At 59.9% G+C, this 17689-nt stretch carries 19 protein-coding genes, 1 other RNA gene and 1 pseudogene; 10 read left to right on the top strand and 11 right to left on the bottom strand.

Features of this window, described 5'->3' with window-relative positions; all coding sequences use genetic code 11:
• Positions 1-21: 21 nt before the first annotated feature.
• Entirely contained in the window at positions 22-1029 is a 1008-nt protein-coding gene (locus LZ005_RS14835; protein WP_237809048.1) for a quinone oxidoreductase, read from the bottom strand.
• A gap of 317 nt (positions 1030-1346) precedes the next feature.
• Between LZ005_RS14835 and LZ005_RS14830 the strand changes: the two genes are divergently transcribed.
• A complete protein-coding gene (locus LZ005_RS14830) occupies positions 1347-1730 on the top strand; it encodes a carboxymuconolactone decarboxylase family protein (RefSeq protein WP_237808859.1) in 384 nt (127 codons plus the stop codon).
• Between the two features lie 79 nt (positions 1731-1809).
• On the opposite strand, the gene LZ005_RS14825 is transcribed toward LZ005_RS14830, so the two are convergent.
• Together LZ005_RS14825 and LZ005_RS14820 are read right to left on the bottom strand one after the other, a co-directional pair.
• Positions 1810-2112: a YciI family protein gene (locus tag LZ005_RS14825; RefSeq protein ID WP_237808858.1), complete on the bottom strand. Its 303-nt coding sequence runs from the start codon at positions 2110-2112 to the stop codon at positions 1810-1812.
• A gap of 41 nt (positions 2113-2153) precedes the next feature.
• Positions 2154-3647: a hypothetical protein gene (locus LZ005_RS14820; protein WP_237808855.1), complete on the bottom strand. Its 1494-nt coding sequence runs from the start codon at positions 3645-3647 to the stop codon at positions 2154-2156.
• Positions 3648-3802: 155 nt separating this feature from the next.
• On the opposite strand from LZ005_RS14820, the gene LZ005_RS14815 reads away from it, so the two are divergent.
• Positions 3803-4690, top strand: coding sequence for a LysR family transcriptional regulator (locus LZ005_RS14815; RefSeq protein WP_237808854.1), 888 nt, complete (start codon positions 3803-3805; stop codon positions 4688-4690).
• Here the strand turns inward: LZ005_RS14815 and LZ005_RS14810 are convergent.
• Positions 4687-5646: a LysR substrate-binding domain-containing protein gene (locus LZ005_RS14810; protein ID WP_237808853.1), complete on the bottom strand. Its 960-nt coding sequence runs from the start codon at positions 5644-5646 to the stop codon at positions 4687-4689. The genes LZ005_RS14815 and LZ005_RS14810 overlap by 4 nt on opposite strands.
• 109 nt (positions 5647-5755) lie before the next feature.
• Here LZ005_RS14810 and LZ005_RS14805 point away from each other — a divergent pair, with 109 nt between their 5' ends.
• From LZ005_RS14805 to LZ005_RS14785, 5 genes are all read left to right on the top strand, one after another.
• On the top strand, positions 5756-6088 hold the full coding sequence (locus LZ005_RS14805) for a carboxymuconolactone decarboxylase family protein (protein WP_237809047.1): 333 nt from the start codon (positions 5756-5758) through the stop codon (positions 6086-6088).
• A 10-nt stretch (positions 6089-6098) separates the two neighbouring features.
• Positions 6099-6491, top strand: coding sequence for a tautomerase family protein (locus LZ005_RS14800; protein WP_237808852.1), 393 nt, complete (start codon positions 6099-6101; stop codon positions 6489-6491).
• Positions 6488-7042 (top strand): DUF4865 family protein, encoded by a 555-nt coding sequence (locus tag LZ005_RS14795; RefSeq protein ID WP_237808851.1) that lies wholly within the window; start codon positions 6488-6490, stop codon positions 7040-7042. Before LZ005_RS14800 ends, LZ005_RS14795 begins: the two co-directional genes overlap by 4 nt.
• Before the next feature lie 513 nt (positions 7043-7555).
• Positions 7556-7927 (top strand): BPSL0067 family protein, encoded by a 372-nt coding sequence (locus tag LZ005_RS14790; protein WP_237808850.1) that lies wholly within the window; start codon positions 7556-7558, stop codon positions 7925-7927.
• An 11-nt stretch (positions 7928-7938) separates the two neighbouring features.
• Entirely contained in the window at positions 7939-8328 is a 390-nt protein-coding gene (locus LZ005_RS14785) for a hypothetical protein (protein WP_237808849.1), read from the top strand.
• A 241-nt stretch (positions 8329-8569) separates the two neighbouring features.
• Here LZ005_RS14785 and LZ005_RS21905 read toward each other — a convergent pair whose 3' ends face one another.
• The 3 genes from LZ005_RS21905 to LZ005_RS14775 form a co-directional block, all read right to left on the bottom strand.
• A complete protein-coding gene (locus LZ005_RS21905; RefSeq protein WP_373889337.1) occupies positions 8570-9085 on the bottom strand; it encodes a tyrosine-type recombinase/integrase in 516 nt (171 codons plus the stop codon).
• A gap of 312 nt (positions 9086-9397) precedes the next feature.
• Positions 9398-10438, bottom strand: coding sequence for a DUF3322 domain-containing protein (locus tag LZ005_RS14780; RefSeq protein ID WP_237808848.1), 1041 nt, complete (start codon positions 10436-10438; stop codon positions 9398-9400).
• A complete protein-coding gene (locus LZ005_RS14775; protein WP_237808847.1) occupies positions 10425-12248 on the bottom strand; it encodes an ATP-binding protein in 1824 nt (607 codons plus the stop codon). Before LZ005_RS14775 ends, LZ005_RS14780 begins: the two co-directional genes overlap by 14 nt.
• Before the next feature lie 122 nt (positions 12249-12370).
• Between LZ005_RS14775 and LZ005_RS14770 the strand changes: the two genes are divergently transcribed.
• Both LZ005_RS14770 and LZ005_RS14765 read left to right on the top strand, forming a co-directional pair.
• Entirely contained in the window at positions 12371-13330 is a 960-nt protein-coding gene (locus LZ005_RS14770; protein ID WP_237808846.1) for a BREX system Lon protease-like protein BrxL, read from the top strand.
• 18 nt (positions 13331-13348) lie between these two features.
• Positions 13349-14152, top strand: a pseudogene (locus LZ005_RS14765) (COG2958 family protein); the annotation flags it as partial.
• 6 nt (positions 14153-14158) lie between these two features.
• Here the strand turns inward: LZ005_RS14765 and LZ005_RS21900 are convergent.
• From LZ005_RS21900 to ssrA, 4 genes are all read right to left on the bottom strand, one after another.
• Entirely contained in the window at positions 14159-14488 is a 330-nt protein-coding gene (locus LZ005_RS21900; RefSeq protein WP_373889336.1) for a DUF2793 domain-containing protein, read from the bottom strand.
• 281 nt (positions 14489-14769) lie between these two features.
• Entirely contained in the window at positions 14770-15786 is a 1017-nt protein-coding gene (locus tag LZ005_RS14755; RefSeq protein WP_237808845.1) for a nucleotidyl transferase AbiEii/AbiGii toxin family protein, read from the bottom strand.
• On the bottom strand, positions 15779-16399 hold the full coding sequence (locus LZ005_RS14750) for a DUF6088 family protein (protein ID WP_143504896.1): 621 nt from the start codon (positions 16397-16399) through the stop codon (positions 15779-15781). The genes LZ005_RS14755 and LZ005_RS14750 overlap by 8 nt, the downstream gene beginning before the upstream one ends.
• 349 nt (positions 16400-16748) lie before the next feature.
• Positions 16749-17108: a transfer-messenger RNA gene (ssrA, locus tag LZ005_RS14745) on the bottom strand.
• Positions 17109-17349: 241 nt separating this feature from the next.
• On the opposite strand from ssrA, the gene LZ005_RS14740 reads away from it, so the two are divergent.
• Positions 17350-17679, top strand: a complete 330-nt coding sequence (locus LZ005_RS14740; protein WP_237808844.1) for an energy transducer TonB — start codon at positions 17350-17352, stop codon at positions 17677-17679.
• Positions 17680-17689 lie beyond the last annotated feature (10 nt).

Below are 17689 nucleotides of genomic sequence, written 5' to 3'. Positions count from 1 at the left end.
AAAAAGTGTAAAGATTGCATTTTACGCGTCAGCAGCGGGGCGCAGCAAGATCGAGCCGCTGGTCTCGCCGGCCTCGAGCCGACGATGCGCTTCTGCCGCCTGGGCCAGTGGCAGGATCAGGCCGATGTTTGCTTTTAATCCGCGCTGCAGCTCGGCGAAGGTGGCGAGCACGCCTTCTCGGTAGCGCGCTGGGTCCGACATGAAACTCAGCACACCGGGACGGATCAGGGCGACGGCGTGAGCCGGACCCAGCCAGGCTGGATCGAGCGGCCCCGGGTCCCCCGCGACTTGGCCGATGCTGGCGACCATGCCATACGGCCGTACGATATTCAGTGTCTGCCGCAAGGTGGCGCCGCCGATCCCGTCAATCGCGTAATCCACGCCACGTCCTTTGGTCAGCTGGCGCACGGCCGCGACAAAGTCCTGCTCACGGTAGAGGATTGCATCGTCGAGCCCGTGTTCTTTCGCGAGCCTGGCTTTTTCAGCAGAGCCGACCGTACCGATCACCCGCGCCCCGCGCGACTTGGCCCATTGCACCAATACCAGACCGAGGCCGCCCGCGGCCGCATGGACGAAAACGGTATCACCGGATCTGACCGGGTAGACGTAAGAAAACAGCATATGCGCAGTTATGCCACGCAGCAGCAAGCTGGCGATCGTATCGTCGGCAATGTCGTCCGGTAGGGCGAGCGCGCGCTCGGCGGGAAAATTGCGTGCGCTCGCATAGGCGCCGACGGGGGCGCCGGCATAGGCGACGCGCTGGCCGGGCACCAGGTGGTCGACACCTGGGCCCACGGCTTCGACGATGCCTGCGGCTTCCACACCGAGGACGCCGGGCAGCGTCGGCAGGGGGTACAGCCCGGTGCGATGGTAGACGTCGACGTAGTTGACGCCGACTGCCGTATGACGCATGCGGATTTCGCCTGCCGCGGGCGGCGCAAGCACTGCCTGCCTGCAGCTGAGCGCATCGGCATCGCCGTAGCGATCAATGACGATTTGGGTGGCTAACAGATCGGCTGGAGCCGACATGGACGATGAGGACACCTGATTCTCCTGTTGGTGATGTTGCATGTGCAGCATAACTTGCGTGAAATTGCAGGGCAATTCCGCATGACTCGTCAGATTGTGTGCAGAAATACCCAGAAAGACGCACACAGAATGCGCGGATGTGCGCGCCCCAGGAGAGCCTGCGGCAGCCCGTTCTGCCTATGAAAACAGGCGCTTCTGACCAAGGCGCGGCGGGAGCCGGGGCCGCGGTTTGGCCGCGCTGCCACCGGCCTGTATGCATGTTGATTTGTCAATTTTTCGACGCTAGTCTGGGCGCCTTTCCATTTTCAGGAGTCGACATGCCCAAGTTCTTGCCCGTGTTGTTACTGCTTGCCAGCGTCGTTGTTGGCCCTGCGGCCATGGCGGCCGATCCCCCACCGCAGAAAGAAGATCCGATGCGGAAAGTCGACCCCAGCTTTACCGAGGACTTCCACAAGATGTACGTGACGACCTGGGGCGAGGGCGCGATTCCGAAGAAGTACAAGGAATTGACGGGCGCCTCGATTTCCGTGGTGGAGCGCTGCGAGCCCTGTTTGCGCTTCCACTTGCGCAATGCAAAAAGCGCTGGGGCGAGTGTCAAGGAGATGATGGAGGCGCTGCGGATCGGCTTGCTGACTGGCGGCTCGATCACGCTGCCGACGGTCCGCACGGGCTACGAGGAAATCCTCGCGCCGGGTTCCTGAACCGGCACGTTAGCGGGATGGCGAACACCCCAAGCGCGCCTGGCGCGGTCTTGGGGTGTGTTGCAAAGGGGGGCGGAATTTAGCGCGGCGCAGGCCACGCCAGGACGGATTCGACCCCCGGGGCGAACTTGTTTGGTGTGAACTCAATGACTTCATATCGGGCGACGTCGTGCTGATGAAAGGGGTCCTCCGTCAGCAGTTGGTCGAGTTCGGTCCGCGCCATGGCGCGTGCCAGAATGATGCCGCCCGTCCGAGGATTCTGCGGACCGGAGGCGATGAAGTTGCCAGCCGCGTAGTGCCGATCGAGGTAGGCGCGATGGGCTTCCAGTTGCACAGTCACCTGATCCAGAGGCTGGATGTAATGCAAGACGATAACGAACATGGTTCTCCTGTTGGTGGTCAAGGCATGCAAATAGGATGGTTTTAGTCCGCGCTGCCCGGCACGACCTGCAATTCGCTGAAGGGCCGCGGCGCGACGTGCATCATGAAAAAGCGCTCGACTTGCAGATGTTCACGCGCGACTGCTTGCAGCAGTTCACTGACCGCCTGCGGATCGGTATAGCTGCCATCGGCACGCCGCTGGAATGGGTCGCTGGCGTACAGCAGGCCGCGTTCGGGCAGGTAGGCCATCAGCTGGCGTTCGCTGGTTTCGCCGCGCAAGGGATAAAGCTCGATGCGATTGGCACCACTGCCGATGACCGTTTTGGCGCTGACGAGGCGGATATCGGCTTTGCGTGGCGCGGCCTGGAGCGCGTCCGGATGGCTGGCGTAGGATGCGCTCAGCGTGCGCTGCACGATCGGCGCCGACAGGTCCAGCGCGTAGATCGGAATCCCGCGCGCCGCATAGGTGCGAATGCCCGCCAGGTGGGGCCAGGAATCGGAGCTCGTGACCACGGCGATGACCGGCTTGTGCGGATAGCGCCGCGCCGCTTCGGCCAGCACTTGCTCGGAATAGCTGGATGAGATCGGCGCCTCGATGATGACCAGGCCCTCGGTCTGTTCCACGATCGCGACGTGCCAGCTACTACGGATCTGCAGCACGCCCGGGGCGATTTCCTCCATCTCCTGTCCGAGTCGCGCGTTGTCCGGGATTGGCGCGGGCGCGTCCGGCTTGAAGCGCGCGGCAACCTCGGATGGTACAGCCAGCTGTTGGTCAGCGGGCGCATCGAACTTCAGCTCACGCAGCATCAGCGTTTGGGCGGGCAGCTGATTGAGCTGAATGTCCCATTGCATCGGATAGCGCACCCCATTGCGGTCAAGGCGCCAGAAGCTCCACAGCGTGCGTGTGGTGACGTCCCCCAGATAGGCCGCATAGCCGGTGGCGGCAGCCGTTCCGCTGTAGTCGAGCGCGGTCGGGAGCTGGGTATAGGCATTCAGGTAGATGCGCGCCGGCGCACCATCGAAGCTAAAGGCGAGCACACGATGCGGCACGCCCTGGAGGATGGTGTCGGCTTCGCAATGCGTGTCGGCCGCGTCCAGCGCCGTCAGCAACACGCGCTCTGGGGCCAGCGCCAAGTCTTCCAGCGCGGCACGGACATCGCGTGCGCTGCCTGGCATCTGGCGCGCGCCGAACGACTGCATGGCGACCCGGTCCGCGACGAGCAGGCCGGTGGTGTAGCGCTGTCCGCCGGGCGCGTTGATTGCCGACTGCCGCGACAGCGCATGGTGCGCGTGGTCGTGTTGTTCCTTCGTCTCCAGGAAGCTGACGAAGTAAGGTCCCTCCGGGCGTTCAGACTGCTCGAGCATGTTGCGATAAGCGCTCGCTTGAAAAGACACTGAGCGGATCGCGCGCAGTTTGTCTTCGCCGCCCTGGGCGGCCAGAGCCTGCTTCAGCCGGGCGCTGCAGGCGGGATCCGCCGCGAGCGCGGGCAGGGCGACGAGGGCGCTCGCCGCCGCCGTTAGATAGCGTATTTTCATGAGTGGTGGATGTCCTTCCGCGGATGGCCGTGATGAAAGCAGGCCCCAATCCGATTTTGCAAAATGCTTGTCAGGCAAGCTTACGCTGCGGATAATCACTCGGCAATCTCCTTGGCAGCCCATTATTTGTGCAAAAATCCCCACCTCCTCCGGCCATGAGTTCCGCTCATCAATGGGACGACGTGCGCTACTTTCTCGCCTTGTCGCACACGCAAAGCCTGTCCGCGGCCGCGCGCCAGCTCGATGTCGACCATTCCACGGTGGCGCGGCGGGTCGATGCGTTTGAAAAAGCGCTCGGGCTGCGCTTGTTCGACCGTCTGCCGCGCGGCTGGGTGTTGACGGCGGAAGGGGAGAAGCTGGCGGCGCAGGCGGCGCGGATCGGCGACGAGATGCAAGTGCTGTCGCGCCTGGCGCTCGGGGTGTCGTCCTTGCAAGGGACGGTGCGGGTGTCGGTGCCGCCGGTGCTGGCGAGCAGTTTTCTGGTCGCCCGCCTTGCCAGCATGCAGGACCGCTGGCCGCATATCGACCTGGTCATTTTCAGCGAGTCGCGCGAGGCCAACCTGGCGCGCGGCGAGGCCGACATGGCGATTCGCATGTCGCGGCCGTCGGCCATGGGACTGACTGCGCGGCGCATCGGCATGCTGGGATACGGGCTGTATGCCAGCCCCGGCTATGCACAGCGCCCTGCCGCCGAGTGGCGTTTCCTCGGGTATGAAGATGGCCACCTGCAGGTGCCACACCAGCAGTGGCTGAGCGAAATCTCCGCGGAACGGCGCTACGTGGTGCGCAGCAATGATCCCTTGGTGCTCCTTGATGCAGCACGGGCCGGTCTGGGCGCCGCCGTGCTACCGCATTTCCTGGCGGCGCGTGAGCCAGGCCTGGCACATATCGCGCTGCCATCGGCACCGCCCGAACGTGCCGTCTGGCTCGTCATGCATTCCGGGGTGCGCAGGTCGCCGCGTATCCGCCAGGTGGCCGATCTGGTGGCCGAGGCTTTCGACGCCGCCCGCAAGGAATTGATCGGCGTGACCGGCCGCGCCTAGCGTACCCCTAGCTTGGCGCTGCTCAGGGCAGACTCGCGACCCTCGGACGCCCACGCGGGGGCGTCGCCTTCGCGTTGCCAAATTTGGCTGGGCTCGCCAATACGGTCCAGCAGAATTGTCCGCAGGCGCGTCGCGGCAGGATTCAGACCGGCCGCAGCGCTGTGCAGCACCAGGTCCAGGCTGCCCAGCACCGGCAGCGCGCATGCCTGCGGGTCGAGCATGCGCACGCGCGGCGGCAGGCCAAAATGGGTCCGGACCGTCAGCCCCAGCCCGGCCGCGACGGCCGCCCATACACCCGCCAGACTGGGGCTGGTGAAGACGATTTTCCACGGGATGCCCGCTGCGTCCAAGGCATCGGTGGCGGCCTTGCGCAATAGGCAGGGGGCGTCCATCGCGACGATGGGAATCGGTCCAGCGTCCGAGGGCTGGTAGTGCTCGGCGGCGATCCAGCGCAAGGCATAGGTGCCGACCAGTTCGCTGTGCGCCGTGCGCTTGGGATGCTGCTCCCAGGCGAGCGCCAGGTCCAGATCGCCGGTCTGCATGCGCGACACCAGTTCCGCGTTGCGCGCGATACGCGCTTCGATATGGACCGCAGGATGGCTGCGCGCAAAGCCGCCAAGCACATCGGACAGCAGGTTTTCGCCGAAATCTTCCTGCAGACCCAAGCGCACGGTACCAGCTAAACCGAGGCTGCCGAGCGCCAGCGCGGCTTCTTCGTTCAGGTCGAGCATGCGGCGCGCATAGCGCAGCAGGATCTCGCCAGCGTCCGTCAGCTGCAGACCGCGCCCCACCTTGCGCAGAATGGGCGTGCCGGCCTGCTCCTCCAGCTTCTTAAGTTGCGCGCTGACGGCCGAGGTTGATCGATTGAGCCTGTCTGCAGCCTGGGCAAAGCTCCCGAGTTCAATGCCAACGCGCAGTGTGCGCAGTGCGTCGAGATCGAAAATGACTTTTCGCATCTTAATCATCCTGTTTTTCGGGAAAGTGTATTCGAAACTATTCGATTTTCAAAACGAAAGTCTGGTTCTACCATGCCCTGACCTACTTGTTTTATGGAGCCAGGCCAGGATGAACCCATCGCAGACCGCCGCACAGCAGACGCTGGCAAAGATTGCCCCCAAATTAGCCGAACTGAGCAGTGAGGTGCTCTTCGGTGATATCTGGCAGCGGCCCCAATTGTCGCCACGCGAGCGCAGCCTGGTGACGGTGGCTGCGCTGATCGCCCTGTATCGGCTGGAGCAGTTGCCCTTCCACCTGCAGCGCGCTATCGAAAATGGCCTGTCGCGCGAGGAGCTATCTGAGGCGGCCACGCATCTGGCGTTCTATGCGGGTTGGCCCGCGGCGGTGAGCGCCATCCAGCGGCTCGACGCGCTACCGCAGTCCGCGCCCGACGAAGCATGAGGAGGGCGCGATGCCGTATGTCCGAATTTCTCTGTTGAAGGGCAAATCGCCCGCCTTCCTGCGGGCGCTGTCAGAGAGTGTGCATCAGGCGCTGGTCGACAGCTTCGATGTGCCACCGGATGATCGCTTCCAGGTCATCCAACAATGCGAGCCGCATGAACTCGTATTTGACCGCCACTATATGGGCGGCCCGCGCACGGATGACTTTGTTCTGCTGCACGTCACTGCGGGACGCTCCCGGTCGGCGCAAACGAAGCGCGCTTTCTATCGTCGCCTGACCGAATTGCTTAGCACAGCGCCTGGCATTGCGCCGCGCGACGTGATGGTCGTCATCGAGACGACCGAGCCGATTGACTGGTCGTTTGCGCACGGCATTGCCGCGCCCGATGTGGAGGTCCAATGATTGCAATGCACTATGGCTTTACTTTCCCCGCAGACTACGACATGGCGATCATTGCTCGCCGCATTGCGGAGAAGGGGCACTTTACGGATGGCTTTCCCGGACTCGTGTTCAAGGCTTACCTGAGCGCCCGGCACAGCGACCTCCCGGGACCGGGGAACAACCGCTATGCGCCGTTTTATGTGTGGGAATCGGCGGCGGCGATGAATGCGTTTCTATGCGGCCCCGGCTTTGCGGGCCTGACGCAAGCCTTCGGGCGGCCGATCGTGGAGTTGTGGTCGACGTGGTGGGCGCGGCTGGGGGCAGACGCGCACCAGGCCCGCTACGCCAGCATCGACCTGGTGCCAATTCCGCGGCACGCAGATCTGTCAGCACTTCAAGCCGAGGAATGCCAGCGTGCGGCCGACAGCATGGCGCAGGAGGGGGCGCTAGCGGCAGTGGCCGGCTTCGATCCGACCGGCTGGCAGGTGATGCGCTTCCGGCTTTGGGACGAGGTGCCAGCCAGCGTCGACCCCACTACCGTGTACGCGCTCGGCCACCTTTCCCGAGGCTGAGCGTGGAGGATGCGGATCCTCATGGGACAGCCGATTGCCGGACGTGGCCATATGGTGTTCTGCCCGCTCTGCAAGGGTGAGTTTCCATTCGTTGAGGGAGCCAACAGCCGCATACCTGCTTCCATACTTTTGGATACCCGAAAACAGTGGGGAAAATCGGCCGATACCCGGTTGGCTCGCTAAATGACCAGTGTCTGTCGTAGGTCCTGACAAGCTCTGCGCGGACGCATTCCTAGAGGGAGATCAAAGAAAAACGCCGTCACGAGGACGGCGTTGGATCCATACGGATGAATTGGTGGGAGGGCTATCGAACAGCTTGCCGTGTGGCCCTTGGATTCAACGGCTTACATCCAAATCACCACACAAGCAGTTTTTGCAGTACCCCTCTCGATACCGCTTCCAATTCACCATCCTTTGCCCAAACTCAATGTCGCGTGCCGACGTATGAGTCATCTCAAAGTTGGCGCTGGACGTGAAATTAAGATCGAGGTTTCCGATCGACAAGGAGGCTCTATGTCTTATCAGGCGGATGGCGATTTTACTAAACAGAAAAAGGCTTTCGGCACCGGCCAATGCGTCGCGCTCGTCCGCGCGCTGACCGACGCACCTCCGTCTTCACTTTGGCGTGAAGGCGGCAAACTCATCGATCTGCTGGAGGCAAATGTCTACATTGCACCTGGCACCGCAATCGCGACCTTTTCCGATGGTCGTTACCCTAACAAGTCACATGGAAACCATGCAGCCATCTTTCTGCGTTGGGTCGGCAATGGCGCACGCGTCTTCCATCAATGGAAAGGCAAGGCGCCACATATCAGCACCTTGGCATTTGGTGTTAAGGAACCGAAAATTTTCCTGCGGGCCGAGTCCTATTCGGTGGTTCTATGATAGGCGCGATATTGACTCTGGCCCTGATGTCGGCGCCACACACCCAGACAGCCAAGCTGCAGGCTTGTCCTAGATTTGCGCCCCGTTCGTGGAATATCGGCTCGAAGCCTTTGGAAACCATACGCGTAATTTCTTATCCGCGTGGTACGACACTGGGCAATGATCGCGATGAATACGACGGTCCGCCATGGGAGGAAATCGAAAAGTCTGGGTTTATTTATCAAACCTGGATCATGAACGAAGATGCGCCAGCCTTCATTTACGAAGTCGACTGCACGTACGCTGGCACCGAACGCTATGTCAGTCTCGATGTGGCGAACGCGCGCAAATGTACAGGTCGCTGGCGAGCACGGCGTGACCATGGCGTCGTGCCTTTCAGTTTAATTTTTTCTTGTCGATAGATTCAGAATTATGTGAACAATAAAGGGCGAAGTAAGGACAAGAACCATGGGGTGCCTAGTATCGTTTTCTTGAAGCGGGTTGGTGAATTCGCACCTTAAATGGAGTTGCCTTTCTTCGTCTGCAGGGGCATCCACATCTTTTGTTCGTACCATCCTTTTCCACCGTTGCGCAGAAGGAGGTTCCCAGGTCGAATTCCGTCTGGGAGATCTAAATTGAGAAGCACAAAAATAGAGCGTTCTATCAAGATCGCCAGATGCCATTCTGCGACCGTGACGATGTCCATCGAAAGGCACGTGCTCGCGCCATGAGCCAATTCATGACGGATAGGCGATGCGCGAAATGGGCTGCCGGCGATAGGCGCGCCAACTGAGCGCGCCTTAGTACGTCCCGATGTGCATCGAAGTTGAGGAGGGCGGCCATTCGCCCTGACTCCTTTTTGCGCGGGAGGATTTTGCGCACGGGCCCAGCTCGATTGTCGCGGCACAGGCCCCTTGCCTGGGCATTCCGAAATACCCCATTCACGTGCTGAAGGATGCGCGAAGTCCTCTCAAATACGTCCCGCTTGTTAATCGCTAACATCGTCGTGGCGATCATCGCGGGCGTGATGTTGGCGACCGGCAGCTTGCCAAGGGCAGGGACGACATTGCGCTCAATAGCCCGGGCGGATCGGCTGTAATGCCCGTCGCTCCATTCCTTTCGCTTCATCTGCAGCCATTTTTGCGCGACGGCTTCGAATGTATTCCTGGCGCCGGCCATTTTGGCGCCCGGCATCCGGACGCATTCCTAGAGGGAGATCAAAGAAAAACGCCGTCACGAGGACGGCGTTGAATCCATTCGGATGAATTGGTGGTGGTGGGGTGGGACCCTGCGCCAAACCTCAGTAACTCAGCGCCTTACAACCGCTTAAAACTGCTGCGGAAAGGTGCAGAATCCAACCCTTGATGCCCGCAATCCTACCAGTTCCGACTGCCCATTGGCATCAACCGTGTGCAGGTAACCAGCCGCCAGTTCGATTCCAATTCCAAGAATTGAACCCGCGTCCGCAAATCCGGATCAGTTGGTATGGTTTCACTCAGCCGAACAGGCTCCGGGAAGGACTGCGTGCTTCCGTAGTAAGCGCCGGAAGAATGCTTCGATCCGTTCAGCCGACCCGTGGCCGGTGAGCTCGTTGGCCCCGAAACGATAGACCTCGTACCCAGCGAGCCGGAGGTCACGATCGGCCGCCACCATGTCCGCGTACCTGGCGAGGGATGGCTTCCCGTCTTCGGCGAAGTGCTGAGATCCGTCAACCTCGACGACCACACGGCCTGCGTCGCTGAACAGGAGCAGGAAGTCCAGGCCAGTTTGAAGGTTCTCAACAACGAAGACATTCTTTGGTCGTATACCAATACTCGCGACCTCCTCACAAGGCGCAGAGATATCGCCAAGACCGCCAAAATGGGCTCTTAGATCCGGGTCTAGAACGCGCATGCGCATTAACTGCGGCTGTGCCCTCAAGCCGCAGCGCCAGAAGAAGTCGCGCTCTCCTGTTGGGTCACCCTGGAGCGTTCCAATTAAGTCAGAGATGATGCCTTTTCTAGAATCCAGCCATTTGCTGTCGGCACCGGCAACCGGAATTTGTCGTGGGTAGAGATTCGATTTCGGATTGCTATTGATCCAAGCCAGCATCTCTGCCAGTCGACGGAAATCGGCATCGCTGTAGTCTGCGAGGACATCAAAGTATCTCGGCAACTGCTGCGCCAGTACCGGCCAGCGGGCAATGAGCGCCCGGTAGCGAGACTGGGCGCGCTCCCACAGTGCGGATTCACCAATCCACATGGCAACGTCTTCGGGACCGCGCAACGCTAGTTTCTCTGGCAGTCGCTGGGCACCAAGCGCCTTCCACCGCCGCTCACACCAGGATAGGGTGCCGACCCCTTGCCAGCCTTGCCATGCGCTCACCCAAGCACGAACGCCGTCGACTTGTCTCAGTGCAGCCTGCTCCGTCGGAATGCCGAGCGGAACTTCCAGCGGCCATTGGACCTCGCCCGGATCACCGATCAACCACTCGCGGTGCTTGCTTTGAAAGCGACGGGCAAGAAGTTGCCGAACATCTTCAGGAAGCTTCAACGCTAGCCTCCTCTCGTGCGTGCTCGGGTAGCTTCAACCGCTGACGATCACCGTCGTACTCGATCAGCAAGACGCCTGAGACTCGCCGATCGCTGATATCCACGAAACAGGCGCCACCGATGAATGGCTCAAGGGTCATGACGGACTTCAACGGTGTAGCGACCACCATCTGGAATCCGAAATTGGTAAAGATGTTCATCGCCAAAGCGGTGAACTCGTTATCCGCCTTATCGAAGGCTTCATCTAGCACGACGGGCGCATACATCGGCACACCGTGGTCGTTCCCGCCCAGTTGATATCTCAGGGCTGCAGCCAAGCACGTGGTGGCTAGCTTCTGCCGTTGGCCGCCAGATTTGCCTGCTCCGCTGCGGTAAATCTCGACCTCGACACCGCTTTCATCGATTTCTCGTCCGATGAACTCAACATGCTGTCGAACATCGAGCACTGTCTCACGCCAGCGCTTTTGCTCTGGGTCCTGACTGGCAAGTCGATCAACAAGTCGTCGCAAGGCTAGAAACCGTGCCTCGGCAAACTCGCGATCCTCCGTCCATGCATGGCTCAGCGCCTGGTGGATCTCCTGCTTGAACTCCTTGACGTCGACAAGCTGCCGGTCGCTGGCATCGATGTGTAGATAGGTGCGTTGATTGGCGCTTTGGTTAAACGGCACCTGGCCAAGGCTATCGTTGACCAGATCCATTCGCTCAAGGATGGCTTTACGCGCATCGTTCAGGTAGGTGGAAAGCGCCGCCAGATTCTGGTGACTTTGATTCTGCAGCAATTCAAAGAACCGCTGCTCATAGGCGGGCAGACCATCCGTCTCCAGCCGAACCAGTTTGGCGAAGAAGTCTGGCGCGCTGGCAAGACTCGTGTCCATGTCGCCCGCGTCCATCGGCCATTGCCTTTTGAAATCGGCAAAGCGTGCTTCTATTTCTTTCTCGCAATCGGTGATCTCATCTTTGATCTCACTGATTTCCGTGTTGAGCCCTCTCTCAACAGCCGTTGTTACCTTGTCGAGGCTTTCGAGCCTGACCACGTCTGACTGTTTGATGAATCGTTCGTCGAGCCCCTTTATCTGGTGGGGGGTCAATGAAACTCTGGAAGCATCTTGCAGGAGGGACTCGAGCTTTTGAGTGCTATCTTTGATCTGTTTGAGAACTGAGTCATGCGCGACCTTGGCTTCGCGGAGATCTTTGTCAGCCTGCTCAACCAGGTGCTTTTGCTTGTCGATCCGTTGACTGATTTGCAGTAGAGCTGTATTGCCTTCCCGCGCTTCGCGGATCTGTCGCTCGATTGTGGAAATACGATCCAGCAATGGGAGCAGATCGATTTCTTGCCACTGGAGGTTCACCAGGGTTTGGCACTGCATCGCTCGGGTCGCACGATTCTTGTCTTGGTCGGAGAGTTTGTCGATCTCCCCGCCGAGGCGAGAAATGGTGTCAGCCAGATCCTGCGCCTGAGCTTGAAAGAGCCCGAGCTTCTCCCGGTTATCGAATCCGAGCACCCAGTTTCGTCGGTCGCCGACACTTCTACGGTCGTCTTTTTCGTGCCGGGTTTTGCTGTGCTTGGCCTGGCCTTCACGGGTGATGGCGCGATCTGCGCTCCTGAAGGACTGAATAGAGTCGACGCACGAGTAATCGAAGCGTTGCCGTAATTCGGCCTGGAGCCAATCGGCATACGTACCATCCTTGACGTTCAGCTTGAGGACGAGCGAATTGGCACCAATGGGCTTGGCCTGCCACGTCTCCGGGCGGCCAGTCCGGTAATACACCAAGCGCTGCCCAAGGTGGGTGGTGTTGATGTGATTGGCCAATGCCGAATACTGGCGCTCGTCTACCAGGAGTGAGAGCGCAAACCCGTGCAGTACGCGCTCGATGGCCCCCTGCCATTCGGCCTCGTCAGGCTTTACCTCAACGAGTTCGCCAACAAAGGGACGTGCCCAAGATCAACAAGGACTTGGTGACCAACCACTTCGGCCTAGTCAGCGACTTCCTGTCCGAGTGCTGGAGCCAGCTTCGCAATCAGAGCCGCGTGAGCGAATTGCAAAACCGCGTGTTCTTTGGCGGTGCCTTGTCTGGCCGCGATACGAATGCGATTAACAAGACAGTCAGCGGTTTGCTCAAACTGCTCTATCCCAGCTCGGATGCCGCTGTGCCGGACGAAGACCTGGAGTGGGCTGTTCGCATCGCCATGGAAGTTCGGCGCCGAGTCAAAGAGCAACAGAAGAGAGTTGGTGCCGCAGAGTTTAGGAACACTCACTTCAGCTACATCATGGGCGCGGACGGGGTCGAGAAGTTCGTTTCTACGCCGGAGCTGCAAAGCGAAAATAGCATCGGCGGCGATCCGCTAGAGCCAGGTCAGGTGTGGTCCATTAGCCCCGGTGGTGGCGAAGAAAACTCGGGGCTTTACCGCATTGAGGTCAATGAAGGCCCGGGGAATGGCTTGAAGGTGCTCAACAAACCCATTCCTCCAGCGTTCCGCGAGAGCATTGGCTTCGCCGAGAAGAATCTGTACGCCAGATCCACGCAGTTGGTTGGTGACAAAGATCCCAGACAGCACGAGTTTACTGTGCAGCTTCGGGCGTTTGACGCTGCCAAGTCAGGCGCGAAGCTGGGCGTGGCCTCGTTGGTGGCCTTATGCACGTCGCTCTTGAAGCGAAGCGTTCGCGGCGGCTTGATCATCGTTGGCGAGATCAACCTCGGCGGCTCCATCGAACCAGTCCACAACGCGGTCACGATCGCTGAGATCGCCGTTGAGAAAGGCGCGACCTCATTGCTCATGCCGGTGGCGTGTCGGCGCCAGTTGGTCGACTTGTCCGATGACATGGCGACCAAGATCGACATCCAGTTCTACTCCGACGCCCGAGACGCGTTGCTGAAGGCCATGGCCGAGTGAACCCAAAGGAACAACACTATGGCTCTTAACCTTGGCAAGGCGGTCGTAGACTTCTTGACCGCGCATCCTGAAGAGAAATTCTCCGCTCGACAAATTGCCGAGTGGCTTGTCGCGACCTTTCCGGATGAATGTAGCGCCAAGAAGGCCAGCAGCCAGGCGCTGGAGACGGACGCGGACCTTCTGCAGCAGTTGGTGGCGGAAATTGGCTCACAGCGCCCGCGCTTGCAGAAGAAGCATCCCAGCCTCAAGACTACCGAGGGCCGCCCTCGCAAATACTACATCTCGGAGAAATCAGACAGCGCTGAGGTCGCAGCAGCGGAAAACGTCGGCGTCGCTGCTCCGGTCGGCAAAGATGATGCAAAGATCGGGGAACATGGCTTGTACCCATTGCTAAGCAGCTATCTCTGGGCCGAGTTCGGCGTGTACTCAAAGCGCATTGATGAGAAGCGCTCGTCGAACAAACGTGGGCCCAACGGCAACCGCTGACTCTATCCGGATCTGGTCGGCATGGAGGACCTGGGGGCCGACTGGCACCAAGAGGTCAAGGATTGCGTCAATCAGTATTCGGACAAGCGCACCAAGCTGTGGTCATTCGAAGTGAAGCTGCTGATCAACCGGTCGAATGTCCGTGAGTGCTTCTTCCAGTCTGTTTCGAATTCCTCGTGGTCCAACTTCGGTTACCTGGTGGCTGCCGAGATCGAGGGCCAGGACACATTGAAAGAGCTGCGCATGCTGTTTGCGGCTCACGACATTGGCCTGATCAAACTGGATGTTGAGAATCCATCTGAAAGCCAGGTTCTGATTTCCGGTGGGTACAAAGATGGAAATTCAGATGGCGAGGCCTGCGCTCCAGCCGGTGGACTTGTAGGCCGAGAGCTTGGCCTCGTCCTCGATGTAGCAAAGCCAGCCAATCTTGGGCACGTGGTACTCCCAGGCATCGGCGATGCGCACGGCGATCTGGTTGGTTTTGCCTGCCCACACGCCCGTAGCTGCCGCAGGCACGATGTAGCGGTCGCCGTTGGCGGGGCTGGCCGGTGGTGTGGGGGCGCGACACATCTTGCGGCCAAGTGGTGTAAACAGAGCTTTGCTCTTCGATGATAGATCGAGCGGAATTTGAACGAGACTTGTAATCCATCGCGAAAGCAGCAAGCTCGTCATCCGCGCGCAGTATGTCTTCAAGGGCCCCACCAGTGATGCCGGCCAGAATGATCGCTGGAGAGTACGTCTCGATAGATCTCCACCCGTTGAAGCCGAGCAGCCAGATTGCCTCGAGTGTCTTGTGGTCAAACTGGATGCGCCCCTTGCCGGCGCTGATGTTCACGCCTCGAGCGTCTTCGACTACGCGGACCTTGGGTGCATAGTGATCCCATAGGTCCTCAATTTCTTGTTTGCGCTCCGGCGTGGCGCCTTGCAGCAGAGCCTTAACAGCGATGCCAGCTTCAACCATTGCCGCTCCCATTGATTGCTGCTTCTAGCGCACGCAGACGGTCGACGATGGTATCAAAAGCGGGGGGCTCGCCGATGAACATGCCCGCACCGATCATGCGCTGGAAGTCATCGCGCAGCGCGGCCAGTGCGGCATCTTCCGGAATGAGTCTGAGCTGCCCGGCCAAGCATGCGTCATAGTTGGCGTAGCTCGCGTTGTAGAAGGCCTTCTTGTGCTTGACGACATCGGCGAGCAGAGCACGATCGGCCACAGCGGCTTGCCCATGGGCAAGATCGGCCAGCATGGCCAGGTCGTACCAGTGGCGTGACAGGCGTTCGGCGCCTGTGCGGAACTCGTCGCGCTGACACTCGACGTGCATCAGCGTCGCTTTTTCCCAGAAGGTACGTGCCGGAGACAACACACTGACCGTCGATCGAGGGAAATCGAGTTCAGCGATATGTTCCGCGATATCGGGCCGTACCTCATGCTCCTCGTTCGGTTCGGTGATGTTGCGGCCACCGAACTCGATCAGGACGCTGTTGCCCACATAGTCTCCCGGTACCTCCAGCACGCTCGGGTAGTGCATCCGCATCTGCTCGCCGTCATCGCTGACTTCAAGCTGGAACGCTTGGGCATCGAACTCCTCCGCCAGCATTTTCTGGAAGTGCGGCGCCACGACACCGTGGGCATGGTCGCGCACGAAGGACTTGAGATCCTCGCTGAATTTCTTCAGCCGATTGCGTGAGACGCCTTCGGCAAACGGGTCGAAGGCACCGTCCAAGCCACGGTAGTCGAGCGTGATGTCCACGTCCTCGGAGAAGCGGGCAATGGCGCCGAATACCTTGGAGAGTGAGGTGCCGCCCTTGAAGGCCATCGGCAGTCGGTCGGGCATGGTGAAGAGGGTCTGCAGCACCCAGCAGACCCAGACATCCTTTTCCAGTACGACGGGCGTGCGGGCAAGTTGCGGGGCCAGTGCCCGATAGATTTGGGACTGCTCTTGAGCTTTCAGGTGCAGGAAGGACTCAGGCATGAACGGCCGTCCGCTCGTTGCGGAAGATGGCGTCGCTCATCCACGCGGGCATTGAGCTGGTGGCTGATTTCAGCACCTCGAATTCGCTCGATCCCAGCTTGCGCCGAATCTTCTCGACGAGAGCCGGCGTCACTTCCTTCTTGCCGAGATACCACATCGCCGCAAGCGCGAGCCCGGCGGGTCGTCCTGCCAGGGCCAACTTGCGTTGGCAGACGTGCTGCAGACGGATCTCCATCTTGCCCACGCGGATGCGCTTCGACGGGCCGGATGTCACGAATACAGACTGGGTCGGGACCTGCGTGGTCAGTTCGAGCCGACGCGCCGCTTCAGCGCCATGAACCTGGACGACGGCACCAGTGGTCTTTGCAACGGTCTCGGCCACCTTAAGAGGCTCTGGCATCACCTTGCCAACGAAACGGCTTACCTCGGGACGCACAAAGACGCCGCGCGTCACACGCTCGATCGACCCTGCCTTGACGAGGCGGGAGAGGGTCTGATCGACGGACGCACGCGTGCCGCACTCCAGGAATGCTGTCGGGGTGAAAGGCTCCCCGATCGGCATCGCCTCGATGCGCTGGCGAATCAGCTCGGCGGTCTTGGTCGTCGTGTTCATGTACGAAAATGTATGCGAGTTTCTGACAAAATGCAAGTGCGATTGACTCCCATGGAGGTGCTCGTGTTCCCTCCGGTAGCCAATGCTGCAATCCAACCGCTTGATTCGTCCGCGCGTAACTCTTTGATCTGTATGGGTGTGACTGGCGGCCTTTGCGGACTTCGGGCCAGTTTCAGGGAGCGAGGTCGGAGCGAGGAATGGCCAGGAGAGAGTGAAATGTGGCCGGGAACGGCCAGTTCTGGCGGGCGACGAAGTCCGCAGGCTTCCGCAGGAACCCCCAACAACACTCGGGAGCTGGCGCAAACAGACAAGAAAAAACCCCAACCGAGAACGGTTGGGGTTTCAATATTGGTGGAGGCGGAGGGAATTGAACCCTCGTCCGCAAGCCCTCGACAGACAGTTCTACATACTTAGCACTGTCTTTTGATTTAACCCCTGGAACGCGAACGTGCACGCTTTCCAAAGGCGAGCCACCTTAGATTTAAGCTTGTTTCAAGTAGCGCGATTCAAGCCGAGTCCCTGTAAATGACTCCACCACCGTTGCCGGCACACCCCAGGGACGAAGTGTTGTGGAGCTGGCTGCATTAAGCTGCCAGTGCGTACGAAGAATCGTTTGCAGTTAGTTTGTTTCTGGATGGATTTACGAGGTCACCAGCCCTCGGTATGCCCTGCGCTGCTTTGCAACCCACGTCGAAACCAGGTCGCCCCCGCATTGCTTCGGATTATACCCCATATGGGGCAGGGCGGGCCCTTTTCAAGCCCCCGTGAGAATTGACGATAATGTTTCTTCGTGGCATAGTAGCGGGCTTTGCGGAAACGATATTGTTTCCGCATGGCACCAAAGGACAATAGATGACGTTGCCACGAGGCATTACAGTGCTGTCCGTCAACGTCACCACCGCAGCGTGTTAGCTGCAAGCAAAAATCAACCAACACAATTGGAGAGCTACATGTTCAAGACCGTTACCCTCGCTGTCGCCCTGTTTGCTGCTAACGCTGCCTTCGCTTCCGAAGTCCCGGCTTCGCTCGATACCTCGGCCTGCAAGGTCGATTATCCGAAGTCCTCGCTGATCAACGAAGAACAGGGCACGGTCCAGGTGAAGTTCCTGGTCTCGGCCGATGGTAAGGTGCAGGAATCGAAAGTGGAAAAGACCAGCGGCTTCAAGACCCTGGACAACGCCGCCATCAAAGGCCTGAGCGCCTGCAAATTCAAGCCGGGCAGCAAGGACGGTTCGCCGGCCTCGACCTGGACCAAGGTCGAGTACACCTGGAAGCTGTAAGCTTCTGAAC

This window comes from Massilia sp. TS11 (genome assembly GCF_022012445.1).
Lineage (GTDB): Bacteria > Pseudomonadota > Gammaproteobacteria > Burkholderiales > Burkholderiaceae_D > Telluria.
The sequence above is the reverse complement of the archived record's forward strand: the minus strand, read 5'-3'. Positions and strand labels throughout refer to the sequence as shown.

Excerpts from the sequence above, each read along its gene's own strand:
- LZ005_RS14815 (WP_237808854.1), top strand. The coding sequence starts at position 3,803 with ATGAGTTCCGCTCATCAATGGGACGACGTGCGCTACTTTCTCGCCTTG.
- LZ005_RS14800 (WP_237808852.1), top strand. The coding sequence starts at position 6,099 with ATGCCGTATGTCCGAATTTCTCTGTTGAAGGGCAAATCGCCCGCCTTC.
- LZ005_RS14790 (WP_237808850.1), top strand. The coding sequence starts at position 7,556 with ATGTCTTATCAGGCGGATGGCGATTTTACTAAACAGAAAAAGGCTTTC.
- LZ005_RS14795 (WP_237808851.1), top strand. The coding sequence starts at position 6,488 with ATGATTGCAATGCACTATGGCTTTACTTTCCCCGCAGACTACGACATG.
- LZ005_RS14740 (WP_237808844.1), top strand. The coding sequence starts at position 17,350 with ATGTTCAAGACCGTTACCCTCGCTGTCGCCCTGTTTGCTGCTAACGCT.
- LZ005_RS14805 (WP_237809047.1), top strand. The coding sequence starts at position 5,756 with ATGAACCCATCGCAGACCGCCGCACAGCAGACGCTGGCAAAGATTGCC.
- LZ005_RS14825 (WP_237808858.1), bottom strand. The coding sequence starts at position 2,112 with ATGTTCGTTATCGTCTTGCATTACATCCAGCCTCTGGATCAGGTGACT.
- LZ005_RS14830 (WP_237808859.1), top strand. The coding sequence starts at position 1,347 with ATGCCCAAGTTCTTGCCCGTGTTGTTACTGCTTGCCAGCGTCGTTGTT.
- LZ005_RS14755 (WP_237808845.1), bottom strand. The coding sequence starts at position 15,786 with ATGCCTGAGTCCTTCCTGCACCTGAAAGCTCAAGAGCAGTCCCAAATC.
- LZ005_RS21900 (WP_373889336.1), bottom strand. The coding sequence starts at position 14,488 with ATGACGAGCTTGCTGCTTTCGCGATGGATTACAAGTCTCGTTCAAATT.
- LZ005_RS14835 (WP_237809048.1), bottom strand. The coding sequence starts at position 1,029 with ATGTCGGCTCCAGCCGATCTGTTAGCCACCCAAATCGTCATTGATCGC.
- LZ005_RS14750 (WP_143504896.1), bottom strand. The coding sequence starts at position 16,399 with ATGAACACGACGACCAAGACCGCCGAGCTGATTCGCCAGCGCATCGAG.
- LZ005_RS21905 (WP_373889337.1), bottom strand. The coding sequence starts at position 9,085 with ATGGCCGGCGCCAGGAATACATTCGAAGCCGTCGCGCAAAAATGGCTG.
- LZ005_RS14820 (WP_237808855.1), bottom strand. The coding sequence starts at position 3,647 with ATGAAAATACGCTATCTAACGGCGGCGGCGAGCGCCCTCGTCGCCCTG.
- LZ005_RS14810 (WP_237808853.1), bottom strand. The coding sequence starts at position 5,646 with ATGCGAAAAGTCATTTTCGATCTCGACGCACTGCGCACACTGCGCGTT.